Below are 22,091 nucleotides of genomic sequence, written 5' to 3'. Positions count from 1 at the left end.
CGGTGTTCGTCGAGGGTGAACTCCACACACCCCGAGGGGGGTGCGCGTCCCATGGATCACTCCGGCCACCGCTGGGGTTCCCTAGCGTCGTGAGGACCACCCCTCACAGGAGGAACACATGACTGATCCGTACACGACCCCTCCCACCACCCGAGAGGCCGCCAAGCAGGAGGCCGGAGTCGTCGCGCAGACCGCAGGAAACGAGGCCGGCGCCGTCAAGGACTCCGCCGTCCAGTCGGGCCAACAGCTCGCCCAGCACGCCAAGTCCGAGGCCAAGGAGGTCGCGGCCCACGCACAGGACCAGCTGCGCACGCTGGCCAGCACCGCCCGCGACGAGATGCGCGGTCGTGCCTGGGACACCCACGGCTTCGCCACCACCAACGTCCGCTCGTGGAGCGACGAACTGCAGCAGGTGCTGCGTGGCGAGTCGACCGGTGGGCCGGTCAACCAGCTCGCCCAGACCCTGTCGTCCAAGGGTCAGGACCTGGCCACGTGGCTCGAGAACCACGACCCCGACGACGTCATGCGTGAGGTCCGCCGGTTCGCGGCCCGTCGTCCGTTCGCCTTCATCGCCCTCGCCGCCGGAGCAGGCCTGCTGGCCGGACGCTTCGCCCGTGGCGCCAAGGACGCTGACAGCGACGACGACCTGTACGCCCGCGAGCCGTACGCGACCCAGGGCTACGGCCTGAGCGCCAAGGACTACTACGCCCAGCGCCGTGCCGCCGCGGTCACGCCGCAGCCGGTCGTGCCCTTCGACGGCGGACGCCCGGTTCCGGGCGCCGAGTCCGACGACGCGCTCCACCTGGACCCGCAGCTGAGCGAGTTCGACGGTCCCCGTGACCCGAGCGTCGACGTCACCCGAGAGGATCCCCGATGACCGAACGCCACGAAGTGTGGGAGGACGGTCAGCGCAGGGTCGTCCACGATGACGAGCGCAGCCTGGGTGAGATCGTCTCGGACCTGAGCCGCAACTTCACCACGCTGATGCGCCAGGAGGTGGCGCTGGCCAAGGCCGAGCTCAAGCAGTCGGCCTCCAACGCCGGCAAGGGCGCAGGGATGCTGGGTGGTGCCGGCGTCGCCGCGCACTTGGCCCTGATGTTCCTGTCGCTCGCCGCTTGGTGGGGCATCGCCATCGCGATCGGCTCGTCCGACAACCCCTCGCTGGGGTGGTCGGGCCTGATCGTGGCTGTGGTCTGGGCGATCATCGCTGCGATCCTGGCCGCCACCGGCAAGTCGAAGTTGAACGAGGTCCAGGGCGTTCCCCAGACCACTGACACCGTGAGCAAGATCCCGCAGGCCCTCAAGGGCAACGAGGAGGAGAACCGATGACCACGAACAATCCCGACGCCATCCGCGCCGACATCGAGAACACCCGCTCGCAGCTCAGTGACGACGTGAACGCGCTGGCCGAGCAGACCAACCCGAAGAACATCGCCGAGAACCAGGTGCAGAAGGTCAAGGACAAGGTCGCCGACGCGCGCGACGCCGTCTTCGGCAACCCGAACGACCCCTGGGACGACGGCAAGGTCGGCGACGCCACGCAGGCGCTGAGCGACCGCACCCCTGATCGCCGCTCGGTCGAGCGGGCCACCCGTGGCCACCCCCTGGCCGCCGGCCTGATCGCCTTCGGCATCGGTGCGCTGATCGGTGGCATCGCCCCGAGCTCACGCGCCGAGCAGCAGGCCGCCACCAAGCTCAAGGACCAGGCCCAGCCGTTGGTCGAGGACGTGAAGCAGGCAGCCAAGGAGTCGGCCGAGCAACTCAAGGCCCCGGCCCAGCAGGCCGTCGCCGAGGTCAAGGACCACGCCGCGGTGGCCGGTCAGCGACTCAAGGACGACGCCTCGTACCAGGCCGAGACCGTCAAGGCCCAGGCCGCCGAGTCGAAGGACGTCGTGGCCGGTCAGGTCGCGGAGTCACGCGACCAGGTGTCGGATCCCGATCCCGTGATCGGCGAGGAGAACCCCTACGAGGGCGAGCACACCTGGATGGCTGAGGACGATCCCGCTCGTCGTCGCAACGACGACCTGATCGATCCCGATCGTCCGGTCAACGAGGAGGCAGAGCGCGAGCGGCTCGAGGGTGACCGCCCCGATCGTCCGTTCATCTGACCTCTCTCACCCCCCGAACGACAGTGGCGCCCTCCTTCGCGGAGGGCGCCACTGCTCGTTGTCGGGGTGCTGCTGCGCTCAGATGCCGGGGCGCTTCTGGATGGTCAGCGCCAGCGGCTTGTTGACCTCGGCGAAGAAGTCATTGCCCTTGTCGTCGACGACGATGAAGGCCGGGAAGTCCTGCACCTCGATCCGCCAGACCGCCTCCATGCCCAGCTCGGGGTACTCCAGCACCTCGACCTTGGTGATGCAGTCCTGGGCCAGCCGCGCGGCCGGTCCACCGATCGAGCCGAGGTAGAACCCGCCGTGCGAGGCGCAGGCGTCGGTGACCTGCTGTGAACGGTTGCCCTTGGCCAGCATCACCTTCGAGCCACCTGCGGCCTGGAACTGGTCGACATAGGAGTCCATCCGTCCAGCGGTGGTCGGTCCGAACGACCCGGACGCCATGCCCTCGGGGGTCTTGGCCGGGCCGGCGTAGTAGACCGGGTGGTTCTTCATGTACTCCGGCATCGGCTCGCCGGCGTCGAGGCGTTCCTTGATCTTGGCGTGGGCGATGTCGCGGGCCACGACCAGGGTGCCGTTGAGCATCACCCGGGTCTTGACCGGGTGCTTGCTGAGCTCGGCCAGGATGTCGTCCATTGGCTGGTTGAGGTCGATGCGCACCGCCGCACCCTTGCCGGTGCCCGAGACGCCGTCGGTCTGCTCGTCCAGTTCGGCATCGACCTCGTCGGGCAGGTACTGGGCGGGCTCGAACTCGAGCTGCTCGATGAAGACGCCCTCGGGGGTGATCTTGCCCAGGCACTGGCGGTCGGCCGAGCACGACACCGCGATCGCCACCGGCAGTGAGGCACCGTGGCGGGGCAGGCGGATCACCCGGACGTCGTGGCAGAAGTACTTGCCACCGAACTGGGCGCCGATGCCGAGCTGGCGGGTGAGCTCGAGCACTCGCTCCTCGAGTTCGACGTCGCGGAAGCCGCGTGCGGTAATCGCGCCGGTGGTCGGCAGCGAGTCGAGGTACTTGGCCGAGGCGTACTTGGCCGACTTGAGCGCGAACTCCGCCGAGGTGCCACCGATGACGATGGCCAGGTGGTAGGGCGGACAGGCGGCGGTGCCCAGCGAACGCAGCTTCTGCTCGAGGAAGGTCATCATCGAGTCGGGGTTCAGGATCGCCTTGGTCTCCTGGTACAGGTAGCTCTTGTTGGCCGAGCCGCCACCCTTGGCCATGAACAGGAACTTGTAGCTGTTCTCGTGCCCCGGCGCGGTGTCGGCGTACAACTCGATCTGGGCGGGCAGGTTCGAGCCGGTGTTCTTCTCGTCCCACATGGTGATCGGGGCGTTCTGCGAGTAGCGCAGGTTGAGCTTGGTGTAGGCGTTGTAGACGCCGCGCGACAGCGGCTCCTCGTCGGTGCCGGCCGACAGCACCTGCTGGCCACGCTTGCCCATGATGATCGCGGTGCCGGTGTCCTGGCACATCGGCAGCACACCACCGGCGGCGATGTTGGCGTTCTTGAGCAGGTCGAGCGCCACGAATTTGTCGTTGGGCGAGGCCTCGTCGTCGTCGAGGATCTTGCGCAGCTGGGCCAGGTGCGCCGGACGCAGGTAGTGGGCGATGTCGTGCATCGCGGTCTCGGCGAGCAGGGTCAGGGCCTCGGGCGCCACCTGCAGGAAGGTGCGGCCATCGGGTCCTTCGACGGTGCTGACACCCTCGCTGGTGAGCAGCCGGTAGGGGGTGGTGTCCTCACCGATCGGCAGCATGTCTTCATAACGGAACTCGCTCATGGGTGGCTCCCTTCGTGCAGGCAGAGCCAGTCTGGCACAGCGGGTTCCGACCCCCGACAGCAGGCTCGTCCGATCCCCGGGGGGATGCGCCGGCGTCGGGGGAGAGTGAGGCGCGGTTGGGGACCGGACGAGCACTGGCCACGGTAATCACCCGCGGTGTCACCTCACCGACCGCGCCGTCACAGTCTCATCGAACTCTGATGAAGGACGCACGTCGGTGCCGGCCAGTTCGGGGGCTCGGATGGTGCTCGGCAGGACGATGACGAAGGCTGCCCCGACTCGTCCCTGGGGGGCACCCGGCACGACGTCCTCGTCGCAGAAGCGCAGGTCGCCGCCGTGGGCCTGGGCGTACCCCCGGGCGATCGGCAGTCCCAGCCCCGAGTCGCTGACGTGGACGACGGCCCACTCGCCGTCGTCGTTGGCCACCCGGCGAAGATGCATCACCACCCAGCCCTCGGGTGAGGCGGCACGCGCGTGGCGTTCTCGAGTACATTGCGCACCACGCTGGTGATCGCCCGACGGTCGCCGTTGATCGTGACCGGCTCAGTGTCGAGCAGTACTCAGGGGGCGACGCCGCTGCGAGCCATGTGCTCGGCGGTGATCGCCCGCATCAGCAGGGTGCCGAGGAACACCAGGAACATGGCGACCAGCATGCGAGTCCTGATCGAGAGGCGTCCGATCACTGCTCACCGAGTCGGTAGCCCCGGCCGCGCAGCGTGTGGATCACTCGCGGACCGTGCGCCTCGAGGCGCCGCCGCAGCGATGAGATGTGCACCTCGACGATGTTCTCGTCGTAGCCGTTGTAACCCCAGACGGCGGTCAGCAACTGCGTCTTCGAGACCACCCGGTCGGGGTGCTTGGCCAGCTGCGCGAGCAGTTTGCGTTCGGTCTCGGTGAGTTCGACCGTCACCCCGTTGCGGGTGACCAGGGCGGCGTCGTCCTTGACCACCAGGTCGCCCACGGTGACGCTCGACCCGGCCGCGCCGGTACGACGCAGCAGCGCCTCGACCCGCGCGGTCAGCTCGACCATCGCGAACGGCTTGGCGAGGTAGTCGTCGGCGCCACCGGACAGTCCACGCACCCGACTCTCGAGGTCGTCGCGCGCGGTCAGCATGACCACCCCGGCGCGACTCTGGCGGCGCACCACCTTCAGCAGTTCGAAACCGTCGCGTCCGCCGGGCAGCATGACGTCGAGGACGATCACCTCGGGCTGCAGTTGGTTGATCGCCGATTCGAGTTCGGTGCCGTCGGGCAGGCCTTTGACGCGATGGCCCTGAGCACGCAGCGCAGCGACCACCGAGTGACGAATCACGTCGGAGTCCTCGACGACCAGCAGTGTGCTCATGGCCCCCATTGTGGACGGATCAGGGCCGAGGCGCACGGTGTCGGCCCGGTTGGGGCGGCTCGGCTAAGTTGGTCGCGACTGCCGAGGAGGTGCTCGTGATGGATCTGCGCCGCTCATCGTGGCTCGCGGTGGTGCTCGCGATGGCCGTCGGGCTGTCGTCGTGCACCGGCGGACGAGCGCCCTCCCCCGACCCCAGCACCAGCCAGGGCCAGAGCGCCTCCAGCAGTCCGAGCGCGGCCAGCGACCCGGCGCGCTCCACGGTCGATGCCCTGGTCAAGGGCCTGTCGACCGGCAAGCTCGCCGGCGTGCCGATGCTCGGCGACCCGGGCGCGAGCGCGGCGGCCAAGGACCTGGCAACGATCATGTCGGGCATGGACGGGCTGCTGCCCGTGGTCAGGCCCGAACCGGTCAGCTACCGCGAGGGTGGAGTGGCGACCGTCGAGTTGAAGCAGACCTACACCGTGGGCGGCAATGCCTGGGTGTTCACCTCCCAGGCCGAACTCAACCAACTCGGCGAACGGTGGCAGGTGGTCTGGAAGCCCAGCATCGTCCATCCCGACCTCAACGAGATCTCGAGGCTGCGGCACGTGCGCACGCTGCCCGGACGGGCGCCGATCGTGGGGGCCGATGGGGCTGCGTTGATGGAGGAGCGTGACGTCTTCCAGATCGGCATCGACAAGCAGAACCTCGACCCGACCCTGTGGGAGGCCTCGGCGAAGGCGCTGGCCGCGCTGCTGAAGATCGACGCCAAGGCCTACACCGCCCGGGTCAAGGGGGCAGGCGCGAAGGCCTTCGTCCCGGCGATCACCGTGCGCCAGAGCGAGATCCCCGCCCAGGCCACCGAGATCTCCGGCGTGGCCGTGGTCAGGCAGAAGGGGGTGCTCGCCCCGACCCGCAGCTTCGCCCGCGCGATCCTGGGCACGGTCGGCCCGGCCACCCCTGAGCAGATCAAGAACGGCAAGGGCCAGGTCTGGGCCGGTGACCTGGTCGGCCAGAGCGGCCTGCAGCGCCGCTACGACGAACAACTGCGCGGCAAGGCCGAGCACTCGGTGCTGATGGTCACCCGCACCAATGCCACACCCGCACCTGACTCGACCGCCGAACCGCAGCCCGACATCACCCTGTTCCACAAGGACGCGGTGGGTGGTCAGCCGCTGCAGTTGACCCTCGACCTCGAGGCGCAGATGAAGGCCGAGGGGGTGCTCGCCAAGGTCAAGCCGGTGGCCACCATGGTGGTGGTGCGTCCCAGCGACGGGGCGATCCTGGCGATGGCGACCTCTCCGGCCGCGGGCGAGAACAACTTCGCGAACTACGGACGCTACGCACCCGGCTCGACCTTCAAGGTGGCCACCTCGCTGGCGTTGGTGCGCAAGGGCTGGTCGGCGGGCACCCCGGTCGACTGCTCGTCCACGATCACGGTGCACGGCCGCACCTTCAAGAACTACAACGACTTCCCGGCCTCCCGGGTGGGGACGATGAGCCTGCAGGACGCGCTGGCCACCTCGTGCAACACCGCCTTCATCGGGTCGGCGCCCAAGCTCGACCGCGACGACCTGTCAGCGGCTGCGGCGTCGTTGGGCATCGGGGTCGACTACGACGTCGGCTACCCGGCGTTCTTCGGCTCGGTGCCCGAGACCAGCGACCCGGTGGTCAAGGGCGCCAACACCATCGGCCAGGGTGAGGTCGAGGCCTCGCCGATGGCGATGGCCGGGCTGGCGGCGTCGGTCTCAGCGGGACGGACGACCATCCCGTGGCTGGTCGAGGGCACCAAGCCCGAACCCAAGGCAGCCCCGTTGACCGCCAATGAGGCCGCCCAGTTGCGGCAGATGATGACCGCGGTGGTGACCTCGGGGTCGGGCGCCGGGCTCAAGGGCGTGATGACCGGGGCCAAGACCGGCACGGCCGAGTTCGGTGGCGGAGCCAAGCCGAAGACCCACGCCTGGATGGTCGCCTGGACCGACGACGTGGCCATCGCGGCGATGGTGCACGAGGGCGAGTCGGGCTCGAAGACCGCGCTGCCGCTGATCAAGGAGTTCCTGTCATGAGCACCGACGACCTGGCCGACGCCCGCGACCTGGTGCAGGCAGCCCAGCGGGTGTTCGTCCTGACCGGGGCGGGCATCTCGACCGCGGCCGGGATTCCCGACTTCCGTGGCCCGCAGGGGTTGTGGACGCTCGACCCGAAGGCCGAGTTGATCAGCGACATCGACCACTACCTGTACGACGACGAGGTGCGAGCTGCGGCGTGGCAGCGCCGGGCGGCCCAGGCCGTGTGGCAGGCCCAACCGACGGCAGCGCACCGGGCGCTGGCCGACTTCGAGCAGAGCCAGTTGGAGCGGGGCCGGCACCTGCTGGCGATCGCCACGCAGAACACTGACGGGCTGCACCAAGCGGCGGGGTCGTCCGACGAGCTGGTGCACGAGGTGCACGGCAACGCCCGGCTGACCCGGTGCGAGGACTGCGGCCACCTGCAACCGACCGCAGACGTCGTGGCCAGGGTGCAGGCCGGTGAACCTGATCCCCGTTGCCAGGAGCCCGGGTGTGGGGGCGTCCTACGGGCCACGGTCATCCTGTTCGGCGAGATGTTGGTGCGCGAGGTGCTGGACGCCTGCGTCGAGGCGGCCGTCAGCTGCGACCTGGTGGTGGCGATCGGGTCGACGCTGTCGGTGCAACCGGTGGCCGGGCTCGTCCCGTACGCCATTGCCCACGGTGCGAAGGCCGTGATCGTCAACGCCGAGGCGACCGAGTACGACCAGTTGGCCCACGCCCGGGTGTGGGGTGACATCGAGCAGGTGGTGCCAGAGTTGTTCAGGCCCTGATCTCGTGGGCGTCCACCAGGCGCTGGGTGACGCTGAGCCCGACCAGGACTGCCGTGGCGAGGATGCCCACACCCACCACCACGATCGTGGTCGGGATGCCGAACCACTGCGCGAACTGCCCTCCGACCAGGGCGCCGAGTGGCATCGCCCCGAAGGCGATGACCCGGCCGGCGCCGGTGACTCGTCCCAGTTGGTGGGCGTGCACCATCCGCGGACGAACCGCCTGGGTGACCACGTTGCCGACCACCCCAACCCCGGCGAGCAGGACGAAGAAGACCACGATCGCCCACAGCCTGGGCAGCAGCACCGGCAGCAACAACAGCGGGCCGTTGACGCCCCAGGCACCCACCATGGTGCGCACCTCACCGAACCGGGCGACGATCCGCTCGGCGACCAGGCTCGCACCGATCGCACCGACCGGGAACGCCAGCACGGCCAGCGAGTACTGCTGCGCGGTCATGCCGACCGCCGACCCCTCACCGACCAGGTACAGCACCAGCACCGCGCTCAGCCCGGTGGAGAAGAAGTTGAAGCCACCGGCGGCGATGGCGAGCGGTCGCAGCACGGGATGGCGCCAGACCAGGCGCAGCCCCTCGAGCAGTCCGGACGAGAGTTCGTCTCGCAGCTCGCGTGGGCCATTGGGATCGGCGGCCCGGTAGTCACCGCGCAGGCCGAGACCGATCAGCAGCACGCAGAGCAGGCCGAGGGCCGCAGGGGCGCTCACCGCCCAGACCGTGCCGAGCGCGAGCAGTCCGCCGGCGATTGGGGCACCCAGGAATCCGTTGGCAGCGGTCTCGACCGCCATCACCCGCGAGTTGGCGCGGTGCAGCGACGAGGCCTCTCGTCCGACCAGGGTGGGCACCATGCTGGCGGCGGCGAGGTCGGTGAAGACCTCGGTGAGGCCGTAGAGCATGGCCGCGACGACCAGCAGCCAGATGGTCAGGTGGCCGGTGACGACGGCGACGGCGACCCCGGCGAGCAGGGCCGCGCGCAGCGACAGCGCCACCACGCGGGTGCGGTTGCGGTCCCAGCGGTCGACCAGCACCCCGGCCGGGATGCCGGCCAGCAGCCAGGGCACCCAGATCGCGGCGGTGAGCACCCCCATCAGCAGCGGTGATCGGGTCAGGGTGATCGCGATCAGTGGCACGGCGACCGACAGGATGCCGTCGGCCAGGTTGGCCAGGCCGACGCCGGTGAGGTGGATGCGGAAGTCGCGTCCCAGCTTGCCCATCGCGCGTCCCCTAAACTGGTGCAGAAGAACGTATGCAAAGACTTCTCTGCAAAGGTATCTCTGCACATGAGTGACGTCAAGCCCGGCGGCGTGGAGTGGGCGCCGAGAGCGACCGCCGACCAGGTCAAGGCCTTCAGCCACCCGCTGCGGATGCGGTTGTACAGCCTGCTGGGCGACCAGGGACGGGCCACCGCGTCGATGCTGGCGCGACAGACCGGTGAGAGTTCGGGCCAGACCAGCTACCACCTGCGCCAGTTGGCGAGGTTCGGTCTGGTCGAGGAGGCCGAGGAGCAGGGAGTCGGCCGGGAGCGCTGGTGGCAGGCGGTCTCGTTCTCGTTCCAGACCTACCCCGACCGCGACCACCCCGAGGTGGTGCCGGGGGTCGACCTGGTGGCCGCCCACTTCATCGACGACACCGCGGCGGCGATGCACCGCTGGCGCGTACAGGCGGCCGACGAGCCGGATGAGTGGCGCCGGGCCACGAGTGGCTCGACCTCGAGCGCGTGGATGACGGTGGACGAACTGGCCACACTGACCGAGGAACTCACCGAGGTGCTGCGCCGCAACATCGAAGCAGCGGACGTCCGCTACGACGCCGGTGAGCACCAGGGGCGCAGGCGCGTCCGGGCCATCGTCAGCACCCTCGTCCTCCCGGACTCGCCCTTGGCAACCGATGGCAACCCTGTCTGACGCCACCGATAGACTGGAAGGACGTTCCCAGAAGCGAGGATGGCCATGCAGTTCACCGAAGGACTCGTCGTGATCCACCCCCATCACGGACCCTGCACGGTGACCCAGAAGGCCACTCGGAACCTCAAGTCAGCTCCGGTCGACTACGCCGAACTGAGCGTGCAACAGACCGGGATGACGATCATGGTGCCGATCGCCAAGGCCGAGGTGGGACGGTTGCCCCAGGGCGAGAAGGAGTTGCTGCGCGAGGGCAGCCGCGCCGTGCTCGACGAGATGGCGCTGGCCAGCTGATGATCAACATCGACGATTTCGACTCCAACCGGGTCTGGGACGCCCACGCCGCCCGCACCTACGACCCGGCCGAGGCCACCGGCATGTTCGACCCGCAGTTGCTGGCCGCCACCGGCGACCGACTCATCGAACTGACCGAGGGCGGCCGGGTGCTGGAGTTCGCGATCGGCACCGGACGAGTGGCGGTTCCGCTGTGGCAGCGCGGCGTCGACGTCTCGGGACTCGAACTGTCGCCCGACATGGTCGAGGTGTTGCGCACCAAGGCGACCGAGGACGAGATCCCGGTCACCCTGGGTGACATGTCGACGACCCGGGTCGAGGGAGAGTTCTCGCTGGTCTACCTGGTGTTCAACACCATCTCGAACCTGCTCACCCAGGCCGGTCAGGTGCAGTGCTTCCGAAACGCGGCTGCGCACCTTCGTCCGGGCGGACGGTTCGTCATCGAACTGTGGGTGCCCGAGGTGCGGTCGTTGACGCCCGGTCGCTCGGCGGTGGTGTTCACCGACGAGACTGACGGCTTCACCGGGCCGGGGTACCTGGGCATCGACACCTTCGACCTGCTCAACCAGTTCGTGGTCAGCCACCACTTCCACTTCGGGGAGGGCCGCGAGGCGACCGTGGGCAGGTCACCGCACCGCTTCATCTGGCCCAGCGAACTGGACCTGATGGCGCAGTTGGCCGGCTTCGAGCTGGAGCACCGCTGGGCCGACTGGACGAAGGCGGAGTTCACCGCCGAGTCGCCCAGCCACGTCTCGGTGTACTGCCTGGCCTGAGCGCAACCGGCACAATGGCGACCATGCCCCTGCTGCAGCTGACCTGGGTCTGGCCCGACACCCTGATCGCCATCGTCGTGGTGGTCGTGCTCGCCGTGCTGGCGCGTGTCGTCGTCCGGTTCGCGCTCACCCGGGTGGTGGGGGCGGCGATCCGCAAGCGGGACGAGCACGCCGCGACCCTGGGTCAGCGCGCTGGCGCGATCCTGGCCCGTGCCAGCGGCTGGGACACCACCCGCCAGGTGCAGCGTGCCAAGACCCTGGGCGCCATGCTCGGGTCGGTCTCGACCTTCGTCATCGCCACCGTCGCCCTGCTCACCATCATGAGCATGCTCGGGCTGCCGATGGCCCCGCTGCTCGCCTCGGCCGGGGTCGGTGGCGTCGCGCTCGGCTTCGGTGCCCAGTCGCTGGTCAAGGACTTCCTCTCTGGGGTGTTCCTGATCTCTGAGGACCAGTTCGGGGTCGGTGATGTCGTCGACCTCGGCGAGGTCAAGGGCACCATCGAGGACGTCGGCCTGCGGGTCACCACCGTCCGCGACGCCGGCGGCAAGGTCTGGTATGTGCGCAACGGCGAGATCATCCGGGTCGGCAACATCTCGCAGGGATGGTCGAACGCCACCATCGACATCGACGTGCACTACACCTCCGACGCGACCCAGGTGATCGGCATCATCCGGCAGGTGGTCGCCGAGATGGACGCCGAACCCGAGTGGAAGCAGCACCTGCTCGAGACCCCGACCGTGCTGGGCGTGGAGTCGATCACCGGACAGACGATGACCATCCGGGTGATCGCCAAGTGCGTGGCCAACCAGCAGTGGGGTGTGCAGCGCGAACTGCGCGAGCGCGCCAAGAACGCCCTCGACGCGGCCGGCGTGAAGGGCCCCGGGCCCGAACTGACCTACGGCGGCTGAGGTGAACCGAGCCGTCTGGCCGGTGCTGATCGCCATCGTCTCGGTGCAGGTCGGCGCGGCAGCTGCCAAGAACCTGGTCGGTACCGTGCCCCCGGTCACCATGACCTGGCTTCGGCTCGCGTTCGCGGCGCTGATCCTGTGGGGGTTCGCTCGTCCGACCTTGCGTGGACGAACCGGCGCCCAGTGGCGGCTCGCGCTGCTCTACGCCGCCGGCATGGTCGGCATGAACTGGATGATCTACGAGTCGTTCAGCCGGATCCCGCTCGGCATCGCCGTCACCCTGGAGTTCCTCGGCCCGCTCACCCTGGCGGTGCTCGGCTCACGACGCCTGCTCGACCTGCTCTGGGTGAGCCTGGCCGCCGGCGGGGTGGCGCTGCTCGGGCTCGGCGGGTCGATCGACAACTGGATCGGCGTGGCCTGCGCCCTGGGCGCCGGTGCCTGCTGGGCGCTCTACATCGTGATGGGCTCCAGGATCGGCAGCTCGTGGCAGGGGCTGAGTGTGATCACCCTGGCCTGCACGCTGGGCGCCCTGGTCTTCGCCGTCCCCGGGGTCTGGGCGGCCGGGTCGGCGCTGCTCGACTGGCGGGTGCTGGGCACCGGTGCCCTGGTCGCGGTGATGTCGACGATCGTGCCCTACTCACTCGAACTGATCGCCCTGCGCAGCATTCCTCCGGGCATCTTCGGCATCCTGATGAGCCTCGAGCCCGCTGCCGCCGCGCTGGCTGCGCTGGTCGTGTTGCGTGAACTGCTCGGTGTCACCGACTGGGTGGCGATCGGCTTCGTCGTCATCGCGTCCTGGGGCGCGACCACGTTCGCCCGCCGCGCAAGCAGCCCCACCGCGACAGCCTGACCTTGGCCCTTCACCACTTCGCTGCCACCATTGACCCCGTGGAGTACACCGAAGCAACCCCGGCCAGCGAGGTCGTCGCCCTCGTCGACCACCTCGAGGCGAACGAGGTCACCTACCAGATCAACGGCGGATGGGGCGTCGACGCCCTGGTCGGTCAGCAGACCCGCCCCCACCTGGACATCGACCTCTACCTCGACGGGCTGCACTTCGACGCCCTGATCGAGTGGTTGGAGTCACGCGGCTACCAGCTCGAGGGCGACTACATGCCAGTGGCCCAGACCATGACCCGGATCAACCACGACGACCGGGTGGTGCACCGGGTCGACGTGCACCCGATGGTGCTGGACGACGAGGGCAGCGGCTACCAGTCGGTGGAGAAGGAAGGGTACTTCCACCACCCGGTCGGCGACCGCACCGTCGGCACCGTCGAGGGACGCAACGTCGTCGTCGGCTCGATCGAGCACCAGGAGCACCTGCACAAGGGCTACTTGCCCCGTGACGTCGACCTGCACGACCTGATGGAACTCGAGAAGCTCAAGCGCCCCACGATCACCCCGATCGAGTTGCCCAAGCTCTGAACCCCGCTCAGGCCCGACGCCCCATCACCACCGAGTTCCACGGCAGCCTGCCCAGCACCTGCCAACCGCGCCGGGCGTAGAGCCGGTGCCCCGGGTCGTCCGGGTCAGGGTCGGTGCCCAGCAGGTACGACCCATGCGGCAGTCCCGACAGCAGCGCATCGTGCAGCCGGGCACCCAGTCGCTCGCCCCGCGCTGACTCCAGAACGCCGAGCTCGACGAACTCGAAGTGGCCCCCCAGCCACTCGTCGGCCACCTCGGGCAGGTGGGTCGCCACCTGGTCAGACCACCACTGGCCACGTTCCCCGGTGTAGCCCCAGGCGAAACCGACCACCTTCCCACCGCGGCGCGACAGGGCCAGCCTGAAACCGGGTCGTGCCGAGTGCCTACCCCACAACTCGTCGGTGAACCGGCCTCGGTCGTGGTCACCGAACACCTCCGAGTACACCGGCCAGACCTCGTCGCCGAATCCCGCCGCGGCCGCCCCTTCATGCACCTCGATCTGGCGTTCGACCAACCGTCGGGTCGCCTCGACCAGCAGGCGGGCGGCCTCGTCCTGGCACCGCTGCAGGTCGGGTTCGACCTCGGTCAGCGCGACCGCGTCCTCGAAGCCCGCGGCACGCGCCAGCTCGTCGGTGATCGTGCGTCGTCCACTCACCGCCACGCACGGCACCCCGTGGCGGGCAGCCCACTGCGCCACCCCCACCGGGGTCTTGCCGCCCAGGCTCTGCTCGTCCAGCGATCCCTCGCCGGTGATGACCAGGTCTGCGCCGGCCAGCAGGTCGTCCGCGTTCGACCACTCGAGGACGACGTCGATACCACGACGCACCTGGGCCCCCAGCACGAGCAGCGCCCACCCGGTGCCACCAGCCGCACCTGCCCCGGGGATGTCGCGTTCGCTGCGTCCGAGGGCCGTCTCGACCAGATCAGCCAACCTCGCCAGCGCGGCGTCCGCCTGACGCACCCCGGCCTCGTCCAGGCCCTTCTGCGGGCCGAAGATCGCCGCCGCACCGCGCGGGCCGAGCAGCGGACTGTCGACATCGGTCGCCGCCACCAGGCTCACGCCCTTCGAGACCAGCGACGACTCCCCCACCTGCTCCACGGTCTGCAGCCCCGCCACGCCGGGGACGATCGGTTGCCCCTCACCGTCGAGCAGCGCGACCCCCAGTGCCTGCAGCATGCCGGCGCCACCGTCGGTCGACGCCGAGCCACCCAGGCCGACCACCACGGTGTGGCAGCCGGACTCGATCGCGGCGGTCATCACCTGACCCAGGCCGGCGGTTCCGGCGTTCCAGCCGTCGAGTGCGGGGCGTCCGTCACCGCCCTGGGGCAGGCGCAGCAGCCCACACGCGTCGGCCAACTCGACCACAGCCACCTGGTCGCGCACCGCATAGCCTGACGCGACCGGCTCACCAAGTGGGCCCGAACAGGTGACCGGCACGTACTCGAAACCGGCCAGCACCGCCGCCTCGAGCGTGCCGTCACCGCCATCGCCGACCGGGACGACGTCGACGCGTGCCTCGGGCCACGCCTGCCGCACGCCCTCGACCACCGCTCGGGCGGCCTCGGCCGCGGTCAGCGAACCCTTGAACTTGTCGATCGCCACCACCACGCGCATGCCCGCCAGTCTGGCAGCAACTAGACTCGTCTTTCGTGTCATCGCCCAGCCCGACCCTGCCGCCCGCCCTGCGGGCCGACGTCGACCGCCTGCTGGCCTCGACGCCGTTGGTCGGCCGCCTCGGCCAGGCCTTCGCCAAGGCCGGGCACTCGCTGTACCTGGTCGGCGGATCGGTGCGCGACGTGCTGTTGGGCCAATTGGCCAATGACCTCGACTTCACCACCTCGGCCGACCCCGACACCATCGAGAAGCTGATCAAGCCGATGGTCTCGTCCACCTGGGACGTGGGACGAGCCTTCGGCACCATCGGTGCGCTGGCCAGGGACGCCAACAGCGAATGGCTGGTCGAGATCACGACGTTCCGCGCCGATGCCTATCGCAGCGACTCACGCAAGCCCGAGGTGCGCTTCGGTGAGAGCATCGCCGACGACCTGGTGCGGCGCGACTTCACCGTCAACGCCATGGCGATCGACGTCGTGACCGGTGAGTTCATCGACCTGCACGGTGGCCTGTCCGACCTGGCCCAGCAGCGGCTGATGACCCCGTTCCCGCCCGAGCGCAGCTTCTCGGACGACCCGCTGCGGATGATGCGCGCGGCGCGGTTCGCCAGCCAACTGCTGTTCCGCCCCGACCCAGCGGTGGTCGCGGCGATGACCGCGATGGCCGACCGGCTGCAGATCATCTCGGCCGAGCGCATCCGCGACGAGCTGATCCGGCTGCTGCTCACCGACCGGCCGAGCATCGGGCTCAACCTGCTGGTCGCCACCGGGTTGGCCGACCAGGTGCTGCCCGAGCTGCCCGCACTGCGGCTCGAGAGCGACGAACACCACCGCCACAAGGACGTCTACCAGCACTCGCTGACCGTTCTCGAGCAGTCGATCGACCTGGAGAAGGCCCGCGGCCACGCCCCCGACCTGGTCGGGCGACTCGCCGCCCTGCTGCACGACATCGGCAAGCCCGCGACCCGCGAGTTCGAGGCCGACGGCCGGGTGACCTTCCACCACCACGACGTGGTCGGCGCCAAGCTCACCCGCAAGCGGTTGCAGGCGCTGCGGTTCTCGACCGACCAGGTCAAGGCGGTCTCGAAGCTGGTCGAACTGCACCTTCGCTTCCACGGCTACGCCGACGGGCTCTCGTCCGAATCGGGTGGTTGGACCGACTCGGCCGTACGCCGCTACGTGCGCGACGCCGGTGACCTGCTCGAGCAGTTGCACATCCTCACCAGGTCGGACTGCACCACCCGCAACCAGCGCAAGGCCACCCGGCTGCGTCGCGCCTACGACGACCTCGAAGCCCGGATCGACGAACTGGCCGCCCAGGAGGAACTGGACGCCATCCGTCCCGACCTCGACGGCACCCAGATCATGCAGATCCTCGACCTCACGCCCTCACGCACCGTCGGCGAGGCCTACAACCACCTGCTGGCGCTGCGCATGGAGCACGGGCCGCTGGGGCCCGACCGCGCCCGCGAGGAACTGCTGGACTGGTGGCGGCAACGTGACGACCGTCCCGGCGACCAGAGTCCGTAGGCTGGGTTCGTGCCTGGACCGGTGGTCGTCGACATCGCGGGGCGGGGCATGCGCCTCGCCAGGCTGGTGGTGGCACTGCTGCTGGCCCTGCTCGGCTCACTGGTGCTCGCCGCCACCGGAACACTGCCGCAGGCGGCCGCCGCCGAACCGCAGGTGCGGATCGAACTCACCACCCTGTCACCGGCCTGGCTGACCGGCGACCGGATCACGATCACCGGCGCGGTCACCAACACCAGCGGCAAGTCGATGCGCCAGGTGCAGGTCTCGTTCTGGCGTTCGCAGGACGCGATCCGCGACCAGGCCGACCTGGCCAACGTGCTCGCCTCACCGTGGGACGTGCCGATCGGCGCCCGGATGGGCACCGCCGAACCCGACCGGAACCTGTTCAACCTGACCACCGAGCGCCAGCCGGTGTGGCCGGCCGGCGCCCGCTCGACCTTCACCGTCTCGGCCCGGATCGCCGACCTCGGACTGCAGCCCGGCGAAGGCGTCCACCTGATCGGGGTGCACGTGCGCGCCATCCCCGAAGGCTCCTACAACCAGACCGTCGGACGATCGCGCGTCCTGCTGCCGAGCGCCGCCCCGACCCGCGGCTCGATCTCACCGGTCGTGGTGCTCACCTCGCGACCGTCGTGGGCGGCTCCAGGGGTGGTCGCCGACGACCACCTCGCCCAGGAACTGCGCGGACGCCTGGAGTCGCTGCTGCAGGCGGCCGAACGACCCGACGCGGTGGTGCTGATCGACCCCGCGCTGTGGGACGAGTTGACCATGCTCAGCCAGGGCTACACCGTGCTCGGGGGTCTCGACCCCGACCCGGAGGCCCCTGCCCGAGCCACCGCCTGGCTGGCCCGCTTCACCGCCCTCGCCCAGCGACCGGGGGTCTACCGGCTGCCCTACGGCGACCCCGACCTGCAGGCCGTCTCCGACGACGCCGGCCCCCTCGTCCGACAGGCCATGCGCGCGCTGCCCGACGACCACCCGCTGAGTCGGCTGGGGGTCGCGCTCGCGCCACGCGGCGGTGCCGCCGGGCAGCGCCTGCTCGAGGCCGCCGAGCCGTTGCGGCCGGTGCTGCTGGTCACCTCGGTCAGGAACCGTCCACCGGCGGGGTCGACCGGTGGGGTGACCGTCATCAACGCCGACCCCGACCTGGGCCGCGGTGGGCCCGGGCCCGACCCCTCGTCCACCCGGGTGCAGGTCAACGGACGACTGCTCGCCCAACTTCAGGTGGGTGAGGCCCCGGGCATGGTGCTGGTGGCCCGCGAGACCGCCGACCTGAACCGGCTGCAGATGCTGCCCTCGCAGGTGGCCACCCGATCAGCCCTCGACCTGCCCAGCGAACCGGTGGAGCTTCCGGCAGCGGTCGAGTTCGAGGGCGGCGACACCAACCTGGTCACCGAGATCGAGCAGGTGCGCGGCCAGATCATGGCCTGGGGCGACCTCACCGGCACCACCGACTCGGCCCGCCTGATCGCCGACCAGGTCGGCGCCCGGGCCGCCAGTTCCCGCTTCTGGGGCGACGGGGCGGCGACCCGTCGGTTGCTGCGCCAGGTGCAGGAACTGAACGGACGAGACGTCGCCCGCGCCCGGATCAGCCTGACCAGCGCCAAGACCTTCGTGATGAGCACCGAAACCACCGGCTTCCCGGTGACGGTGACCAACAACGAGCAGGTGCCGGTGCGGGTCAAGGTGCGCTTCGTCGCCGAGAACCCCCACCGCATCTCGATCCCCGACACCGACGTGGTCACCATCGCTCCCGGTGAGACCGCGACGGTGACCTTCACCCCGCGCGCCTGGACCAACGGCGTGGTGACGGTGGAGTCACGGGTGGTCACCCCCGAGGGACGACCGATCGGTGCGAGCCGGCGGATCACGGTCACCTCGACCAACCTGGGCGACATCGGCTGGATCATCATCGTCGCCTCCGGGGCGGTCGTGCTGGGCACCACCGCGATCAGGATCAAGCAGGTGCAGCGCGAACGGTCGCGCGCCGCGAAGGCCGCTCCGAGGCGGGCCGAGATCGACCTGGCGGCCGCCGTCGAACGGCAGTCGCGCGACACCAGCGCTCGTCCGCACCCCTGACCGCTGCCCGCCAGCGGTGTGGTGGCTTAGCGCCGGGGGCTGCGAGCAGGCAGACTGGGAGGAACCGTCGACTGGGAGGAGCCGCATGGACGAGCCACGCAGCTACGATCCGTTCGACGACGACTCCCCCATCCCCGCCCCGGCCTGGGACTCCTGGGCCGACCCCGCGTCGAACTTCCCCCAGTCCGCGGTGCGTCGTCCTGACGGATCGCCCGAGCCGACCCCCTACCAGGCCGACGGTGACGCCACCCAGCTGTGGCAGTTGGACGACGAGGACGACGACGCCCTGCCCTCGGCGCCGGTCGCGATGCCTGAGGAGCCCTCACCCGAGACCAACGAGGCCACGGTCGGCATGGTGGTCGCCTTCGACGACGAGGACTCTGGCGACCTCGAGGCCTGGTCACGAGCTGGCAACGACGTGCCGAACGCCTCGTCCCCGGCCGACCCCGACCAGACCATGGTGGTCGCTGCGGTGTCGGAGCCCTCGAGCCCGGCGGTGCGCACCAACGAGTACGGTCTGCCGGGGGTCGAGCCTGGCCAGGTGATCGCCGAACGCTTCCGGCTCGAGAACCAGTTGGCCGACCGGCACGGGTTCCTCACTTGGCGTGCCTTCGACGTGAAGCTGTCACGTCCGGTGCTGGTGCACCTGCTCGGCAAGCACGACCCCCGCAGCCAGTCAGTGCTGACCGCCGCCCGCGAAGCGGCGATCGCGACCGACTCGGTGTACCTGCGGGTGCTGGACGCTGCGGTCGACTCCGACGACCTTGCCTACGTGGTCTGCGAGTACGTGGCCGGCAAGTCGTTGCAGGTGCTGTTGCAGCAAGGTCCGTTGTCGGGGGTCGAGGCGGCGTGGGTGTTGCGCGAGGTCGCCCGGGCGTTGGCGCCGATGCACGAGCGTGGACTGTTCCACCAGCGACTCAACCCCGACACGATCATCATCTCCTCGACCGGCAACGTGCGGATCGTGGGTTTCCTGATCGATGCGGCGCTCACCCCGTCCGACGATGCCGACACCTCACCGCCTGCCCTGCAGGAGGCCGACGTGCACGCACTCGGCCAGCTGCTCTACGCGATGCTGGTGTCGCGCTGGCCGGTGCTGCCGGACGAGGGCTTCGACCCGGCCGAGCGCCACTACGGACTGGCCCCGGCCCCGATGGACTCCGAGGGTTGGCTGACACCTCGCCAGGTGCGCCACGGTGTCTCACCGGCGCTGGACCAACTGTGCGACGAGGTGCTGCACGCCGAGCCACGACTGGGTGGCGAGCCGCTGAGCACCGCCGCCGACATCGACCGGGCGCTGGACGAGGTGCTCGGCACCGCCGACGCCTCGGCCGACCTGAGCCAGCGGGTCGACCACCCCGTCGTGCCACTCGACCCCACCCAACTCGCCAGCGCCCTGGATGCCCCGGCCCGGCGCCAGCCGAGTGCCGACGAACCGGTCGCGCCGGCGGGCCGGGTGGCGGCGACCGTGGAGCCCGAGGGACGTCCCCGGCCCTCGGAACGCCGGCCGTGGCTCCGGGCCCTGCTCGCCCTGGTGATGCTGGTGCTGCTGGTCAGCCTGGTCGCGGTCGGCATCAGGAACGGGCGCCGCAACGCGGCTGAGCCGGTGGTCACCCCGACCCCGAGCAGCATCGTCCACCCGATCAGCCTGGTCGACGACTTCGACCCCGAGGCCGACGGCGGCAACGGCGAGGAGTCACCCAACACGGTGAAGCTGGCTTGGGACGGCGACCCCAGCACGTCGTGGGTGACCCTGGCCTACCACAACAACCCGCGGATGGGCGGGCTCAAGCCGGGCGTCGGGCTGGTGGTCGACCTCGGTCAGGCCGTCGAGGTGGGTGAGGTGCGGGTCACCATGGTCGGTGCCCCCACGGCCGTGGCGCTGATGATGCCTCGCGAGAACGCGACCACGATCTCGCAGCCACCGATGCGCAGCGTCGAGCAGTGGCGACAGCTCAGCGGCAACGAGCGTTCTGGCCCCAACCTGATCTTCAAGGTGCCCACCAAGGTGCGCACCCGGCACCTGCTGATCTACCTGACCTCGCTGCCGACGGCCGGTGACAAGCGCTATCGCGGTGGGATCGCCGAGATCGAGGTGCGCTCATGAGCACCGACCCCGTGCCGGTGACCGACGAGGTCAGCGACGCCGACCTGCTGCAGGCCCACGTCGAGGGTGACCCGCAGGCCTTCGCCACGCTGTTCGGTCGCCACCGTGACCGGCTGTGGGCGATCGCACTGCGCACCATGCGCAACCCCGAGGATGCCGCCGATGCGTTGCAGGACGCGATGATCTCGGCCTTCCGCCGGGCCGACGGGTTCCGCGGCCAGGCCGCGGTGACCACCTGGTTGCACCGGATCGTGGTCAACGCCTGTCTCGATCGGATGCGGCGCAACAAGGTGCGGGCCGCTGACCCGTTGCCCGAGAACCCCGACCGCGACCTGGTGATGGCCGACCGGTCCGACCACGACGCCGACCTGGTCGCCTCCGAGACCCGGGGCGAGGTGGCCGCCGCACTCGGCCAGATCAATGCCGACCAGCGGGCCGCGCTCGTCCTGGTCGACATGGAGGGCTACTCGGTCGAAGAGGCCGCGGTGATGCTTGGTTGTGCCGAGGGCACCATCAAGAGCCGATGCTCCCGAGGTCGCGCCAAGCTGGCACCGCTGCTGGCCCACCTGAGGGAGTCGTGATGTCGGTCACCCGCACCGAACTACTCGAGGCCGACCCGTTGCCCCCGCTCAAGCCGATGAAGCCCCGGGTGATCTGGGGTTTCGTCGGGGTGGTGCTGATGTCGTTGCTGGGCCTGTTGGGCGGACGACCGACCTTCTCGTTCGGGTTCTTCGGGTTGGCGCTGTGGATCGTCTACGTGGGCTACCTGGCAATCCAGTCGCGCTCGTTCATGCAAGCCGACGGCACGGTGCTGCGGGTGCGCAACTTGTGGAAGATGCGTGAGGTGAACGCCGCCGACGTGGTCGGGGTGCGCTACCAGTTCAACGGACGACGCCCCGACTTCCAGTTGGAACTGCGCGACGGCAAGCGGGTCTGGATCCCGACCTCGAAGTTCGTCAGGGGGCACTCGACGCTGTTCGCCTGGGTCGGCTGGTTCGTCCCGGACGCCGAGATCGACGCCAAGTCGAAGATCTACCGCGACCACCTGCTGTCGACCGGGGCGATCTGATCGCCATGGCGTGGACAGTCCTCGTCCTCTCCGGCCTGTTCGAGGCGGTGTGGGCGGCAGCCCTCGGCGCCTCCGACGGGTTCAGGCGGTGGCGGCCCACCGTGCTGTTCGTGGTGGCACTGGTGATCTCGATGGGTGGCCTGGCCTGGGCGATGCAGCACCTGCCCACCGGCACCGCCTACGCGGTCTGGGTCGGCATCGGGGCCTGCCTGACCGTGGTCTGGGCGCTGGTCACTCGCCAGGAACGGGCCACCCTCGCCCGGATCGGCCTGCTCGTGCTGCTGGTGGGCTGCGTGATCGGCCTCAAGGCGGTGAGCTGAC

The 22,091-nt window shown here is 69.8% G+C and carries 22 protein-coding genes; 17 read left to right on the top strand and 5 right to left on the bottom strand.

Annotated elements, in window-relative coordinates; translation table 11 throughout:
• Positions 1-118: 118 nt before the first annotated feature.
• The 3 genes from IE660_RS06640 to IE660_RS06630 are packed head-to-tail and all read left to right on the top strand — an operon-like array spanning position 119 to position 2,108.
• The gene (locus IE660_RS06640) at positions 119-877 is read left to right on the top strand and encodes a hypothetical protein (RefSeq protein WP_203567553.1); all 759 of its coding nucleotides are present in this window, start codon (positions 119-121) and stop codon (positions 875-877) included.
• A complete protein-coding gene (locus tag IE660_RS06635; RefSeq protein WP_203567552.1) occupies positions 874-1,329 on the top strand; it encodes a phage holin family protein in 456 nt (151 codons plus the stop codon). The genes IE660_RS06640 and IE660_RS06635 overlap by 4 nt, the downstream gene beginning before the upstream one ends.
• Positions 1,326-2,108 carry a DUF3618 domain-containing protein gene (locus IE660_RS06630; RefSeq protein WP_203567551.1) on the top strand — a complete coding sequence of 261 codons (783 nt, stop codon included), beginning with the start codon at positions 1,326-1,328 and terminating at the stop codon, positions 2,106-2,108. The genes IE660_RS06635 and IE660_RS06630 overlap by 4 nt, the downstream gene beginning before the upstream one ends.
• Before the next feature lie 78 nt (positions 2,109-2,186).
• Here IE660_RS06630 and IE660_RS06625 read toward each other — a convergent pair whose 3' ends face one another.
• From IE660_RS06625 to IE660_RS06615, 3 genes are all read right to left on the bottom strand, one after another.
• Entirely contained in the window at positions 2,187-3,887 is a 1,701-nt protein-coding gene (locus IE660_RS06625) for a fumarate hydratase (RefSeq protein ID WP_203567550.1), read from the bottom strand.
• 159 nt (positions 3,888-4,046) lie between these two features.
• Complete coding sequence (locus tag IE660_RS06620; RefSeq protein ID WP_203567549.1) at positions 4,047-4,331, bottom strand: hypothetical protein; 285 nt, start codon at positions 4,329-4,331, stop codon at positions 4,047-4,049.
• Positions 4,332-4,566: 235 nt separating this feature from the next.
• A complete protein-coding gene (locus tag IE660_RS06615; RefSeq protein WP_203567548.1) occupies positions 4,567-5,232 on the bottom strand; it encodes a response regulator transcription factor in 666 nt (221 codons plus the stop codon).
• Positions 5,233-5,330: 98 nt separating this feature from the next.
• Between IE660_RS06615 and IE660_RS06610 the strand changes: the two genes are divergently transcribed.
• Together IE660_RS06610 and IE660_RS06605 are read left to right on the top strand one after the other, a co-directional pair.
• The gene (locus tag IE660_RS06610) at positions 5,331-7,277 is read left to right on the top strand and encodes a penicillin-binding transpeptidase domain-containing protein (RefSeq protein ID WP_203567547.1); all 1,947 of its coding nucleotides are present in this window, start codon (positions 5,331-5,333) and stop codon (positions 7,275-7,277) included.
• Positions 7,274-8,050, top strand: a complete 777-nt coding sequence (locus tag IE660_RS06605; protein WP_203567546.1) for an SIR2 family NAD-dependent protein deacylase — start codon at positions 7,274-7,276, stop codon at positions 8,048-8,050. Before IE660_RS06610 ends, IE660_RS06605 begins: the two co-directional genes overlap by 4 nt.
• Here the strand turns inward: IE660_RS06605 and IE660_RS06600 are convergent.
• Positions 8,040-9,281 (bottom strand): MFS transporter, encoded by a 1,242-nt coding sequence (locus IE660_RS06600; protein ID WP_203567545.1) that lies wholly within the window; start codon positions 9,279-9,281, stop codon positions 8,040-8,042. The genes IE660_RS06605 and IE660_RS06600 overlap by 11 nt on opposite strands.
• 66 nt (positions 9,282-9,347) lie before the next feature.
• Here IE660_RS06600 and IE660_RS06595 point away from each other — a divergent pair, with 66 nt between their 5' ends.
• Genes IE660_RS06595 through IE660_RS06570 form a run of 6 tightly spaced genes read left to right on the top strand, consistent with a single transcriptional unit; the run spans position 9,348 to position 13,371 of the window.
• The gene (locus IE660_RS06595) at positions 9,348-9,971 is read left to right on the top strand and encodes a winged helix-turn-helix domain-containing protein (RefSeq protein WP_203567544.1); all 624 of its coding nucleotides are present in this window, start codon (positions 9,348-9,350) and stop codon (positions 9,969-9,971) included.
• A 45-nt stretch (positions 9,972-10,016) separates the two neighbouring features.
• On the top strand, positions 10,017-10,262 hold the full coding sequence (locus IE660_RS06590; protein WP_203567543.1) for a CarD family transcriptional regulator: 246 nt from the start codon (positions 10,017-10,019) through the stop codon (positions 10,260-10,262).
• Positions 10,262-11,035 (top strand): class I SAM-dependent DNA methyltransferase, encoded by a 774-nt coding sequence (locus tag IE660_RS06585; RefSeq protein WP_203567542.1) that lies wholly within the window; start codon positions 10,262-10,264, stop codon positions 11,033-11,035. Before IE660_RS06590 ends, IE660_RS06585 begins: the two co-directional genes overlap by 1 nt.
• Positions 11,036-11,058: 23 nt before the next feature.
• Positions 11,059-11,943, top strand: a complete 885-nt coding sequence (locus tag IE660_RS06580; protein WP_203567541.1) for a mechanosensitive ion channel family protein — start codon at positions 11,059-11,061, stop codon at positions 11,941-11,943.
• Between the two features lies 1 nt (position 11,944).
• Positions 11,945-12,793: an EamA family transporter gene (locus IE660_RS06575; RefSeq protein WP_328701877.1), complete on the top strand. Its 849-nt coding sequence runs from the start codon at positions 11,945-11,947 to the stop codon at positions 12,791-12,793.
• Between the two features lie 38 nt (positions 12,794-12,831).
• The gene (locus IE660_RS06570; RefSeq protein WP_203567540.1) at positions 12,832-13,371 is read left to right on the top strand and encodes a nucleotidyltransferase domain-containing protein; all 540 of its coding nucleotides are present in this window, start codon (positions 12,832-12,834) and stop codon (positions 13,369-13,371) included.
• Between the two features lie 7 nt (positions 13,372-13,378).
• Here IE660_RS06570 and IE660_RS06565 read toward each other — a convergent pair whose 3' ends face one another.
• Entirely contained in the window at positions 13,379-14,986 is a 1,608-nt protein-coding gene (locus IE660_RS06565) for a glycerate kinase family protein (protein ID WP_235997124.1), read from the bottom strand.
• 35 nt (positions 14,987-15,021) lie between these two features.
• On the opposite strand from IE660_RS06565, the gene IE660_RS06560 reads away from it, so the two are divergent.
• The 6 genes from IE660_RS06560 (at position 15,022) to IE660_RS06535 (ending at position 22,090) form a co-directional block, all read left to right on the top strand.
• Positions 15,022-16,515 (top strand): CCA tRNA nucleotidyltransferase, encoded by a 1,494-nt coding sequence (locus IE660_RS06560; protein ID WP_203567539.1) that lies wholly within the window; start codon positions 15,022-15,024, stop codon positions 16,513-16,515.
• Positions 16,516-16,524: 9 nt separating this feature from the next.
• Positions 16,525-18,594: a DUF6049 family protein gene (locus IE660_RS16380; RefSeq protein ID WP_203567538.1), complete on the top strand. Its 2,070-nt coding sequence runs from the start codon at positions 16,525-16,527 to the stop codon at positions 18,592-18,594.
• Between the two features lie 85 nt (positions 18,595-18,679).
• Positions 18,680-20,701: a protein kinase family protein gene (locus tag IE660_RS06550; RefSeq protein WP_203567537.1), complete on the top strand. Its 2,022-nt coding sequence runs from the start codon at positions 18,680-18,682 to the stop codon at positions 20,699-20,701.
• The gene (sigM, locus tag IE660_RS06545; RefSeq protein ID WP_203567536.1) at positions 20,698-21,282 is read left to right on the top strand and encodes an RNA polymerase sigma factor SigM; all 585 of its coding nucleotides are present in this window, start codon (positions 20,698-20,700) and stop codon (positions 21,280-21,282) included. The genes IE660_RS06550 and sigM overlap by 4 nt, the downstream gene beginning before the upstream one ends.
• A complete protein-coding gene (locus IE660_RS06540; RefSeq protein ID WP_203567535.1) occupies positions 21,282-21,770 on the top strand; it encodes a hypothetical protein in 489 nt (162 codons plus the stop codon). The genes sigM and IE660_RS06540 overlap by 1 nt, the downstream gene beginning before the upstream one ends.
• 5 nt (positions 21,771-21,775) lie before the next feature.
• Positions 21,776-22,090 carry a DMT family transporter gene (locus IE660_RS06535; RefSeq protein WP_203567534.1) on the top strand — a complete coding sequence of 105 codons (315 nt, stop codon included), beginning with the start codon at positions 21,776-21,778 and terminating at the stop codon, positions 22,088-22,090.
• Position 22,091: the final 1 nt, after the last annotated feature.

Source organism: Aestuariimicrobium ganziense, assembly GCF_015352975.1.
GTDB classification, from domain to species: domain Bacteria; phylum Actinomycetota; class Actinomycetes; order Propionibacteriales; family Propionibacteriaceae; genus Aestuariimicrobium; species Aestuariimicrobium ganziense.
Note: the sequence above shows the minus strand (reverse complement) of the source record. Positions and strands in the feature narration are given on the sequence as shown.

What these genes read in the sequence shown, in the direction of transcription:
- IE660_RS06640 (WP_203567553.1), top strand. Translation starts at nt 119, where the DNA reads ATGACTGATCCGTACACGACCCCTCCCACCACCCGAGAGGCCGCCAAG.
- IE660_RS06635 (WP_203567552.1), top strand. Translation starts at nt 874, where the DNA reads ATGACCGAACGCCACGAAGTGTGGGAGGACGGTCAGCGCAGGGTCGTC.
- IE660_RS06630 (WP_203567551.1), top strand. Translation starts at nt 1,326, where the DNA reads ATGACCACGAACAATCCCGACGCCATCCGCGCCGACATCGAGAACACC.
- IE660_RS06625 (WP_203567550.1), bottom strand. Translation starts at nt 3,887, where the DNA reads ATGAGCGAGTTCCGTTATGAAGACATGCTGCCGATCGGTGAGGACACC.
- IE660_RS06615 (WP_203567548.1), bottom strand. Translation starts at nt 5,232, where the DNA reads ATGAGCACACTGCTGGTCGTCGAGGACTCCGACGTGATTCGTCACTCG.
- IE660_RS06610 (WP_203567547.1), top strand. Translation starts at nt 5,331, where the DNA reads ATGGATCTGCGCCGCTCATCGTGGCTCGCGGTGGTGCTCGCGATGGCC.
- IE660_RS06605 (WP_203567546.1), top strand. Translation starts at nt 7,274, where the DNA reads ATGAGCACCGACGACCTGGCCGACGCCCGCGACCTGGTGCAGGCAGCC.
- IE660_RS06600 (WP_203567545.1), bottom strand. Translation starts at nt 9,281, where the DNA reads ATGGGCAAGCTGGGACGCGACTTCCGCATCCACCTCACCGGCGTCGGC.
- IE660_RS06595 (WP_203567544.1), top strand. Translation starts at nt 9,348, where the DNA reads ATGAGTGACGTCAAGCCCGGCGGCGTGGAGTGGGCGCCGAGAGCGACC.
- IE660_RS06590 (WP_203567543.1), top strand. Translation starts at nt 10,017, where the DNA reads ATGCAGTTCACCGAAGGACTCGTCGTGATCCACCCCCATCACGGACCC.
- IE660_RS06585 (WP_203567542.1), top strand. Translation starts at nt 10,262, where the DNA reads ATGATCAACATCGACGATTTCGACTCCAACCGGGTCTGGGACGCCCAC.
- IE660_RS06580 (WP_203567541.1), top strand. Translation starts at nt 11,059, where the DNA reads ATGCCCCTGCTGCAGCTGACCTGGGTCTGGCCCGACACCCTGATCGCC.
- IE660_RS06565 (WP_235997124.1), bottom strand. Translation starts at nt 14,986, where the DNA reads ATGCGCGTGGTGGTGGCGATCGACAAGTTCAAGGGTTCGCTGACCGCG.
- IE660_RS06550 (WP_203567537.1), top strand. Translation starts at nt 18,680, where the DNA reads ATGGACGAGCCACGCAGCTACGATCCGTTCGACGACGACTCCCCCATC.
- sigM (WP_203567536.1), top strand. Translation starts at nt 20,698, where the DNA reads ATGAGCACCGACCCCGTGCCGGTGACCGACGAGGTCAGCGACGCCGAC.
- IE660_RS06540 (WP_203567535.1), top strand. Translation starts at nt 21,282, where the DNA reads ATGTCGGTCACCCGCACCGAACTACTCGAGGCCGACCCGTTGCCCCCG.
- IE660_RS06535 (WP_203567534.1), top strand. Translation starts at nt 21,776, where the DNA reads ATGGCGTGGACAGTCCTCGTCCTCTCCGGCCTGTTCGAGGCGGTGTGG.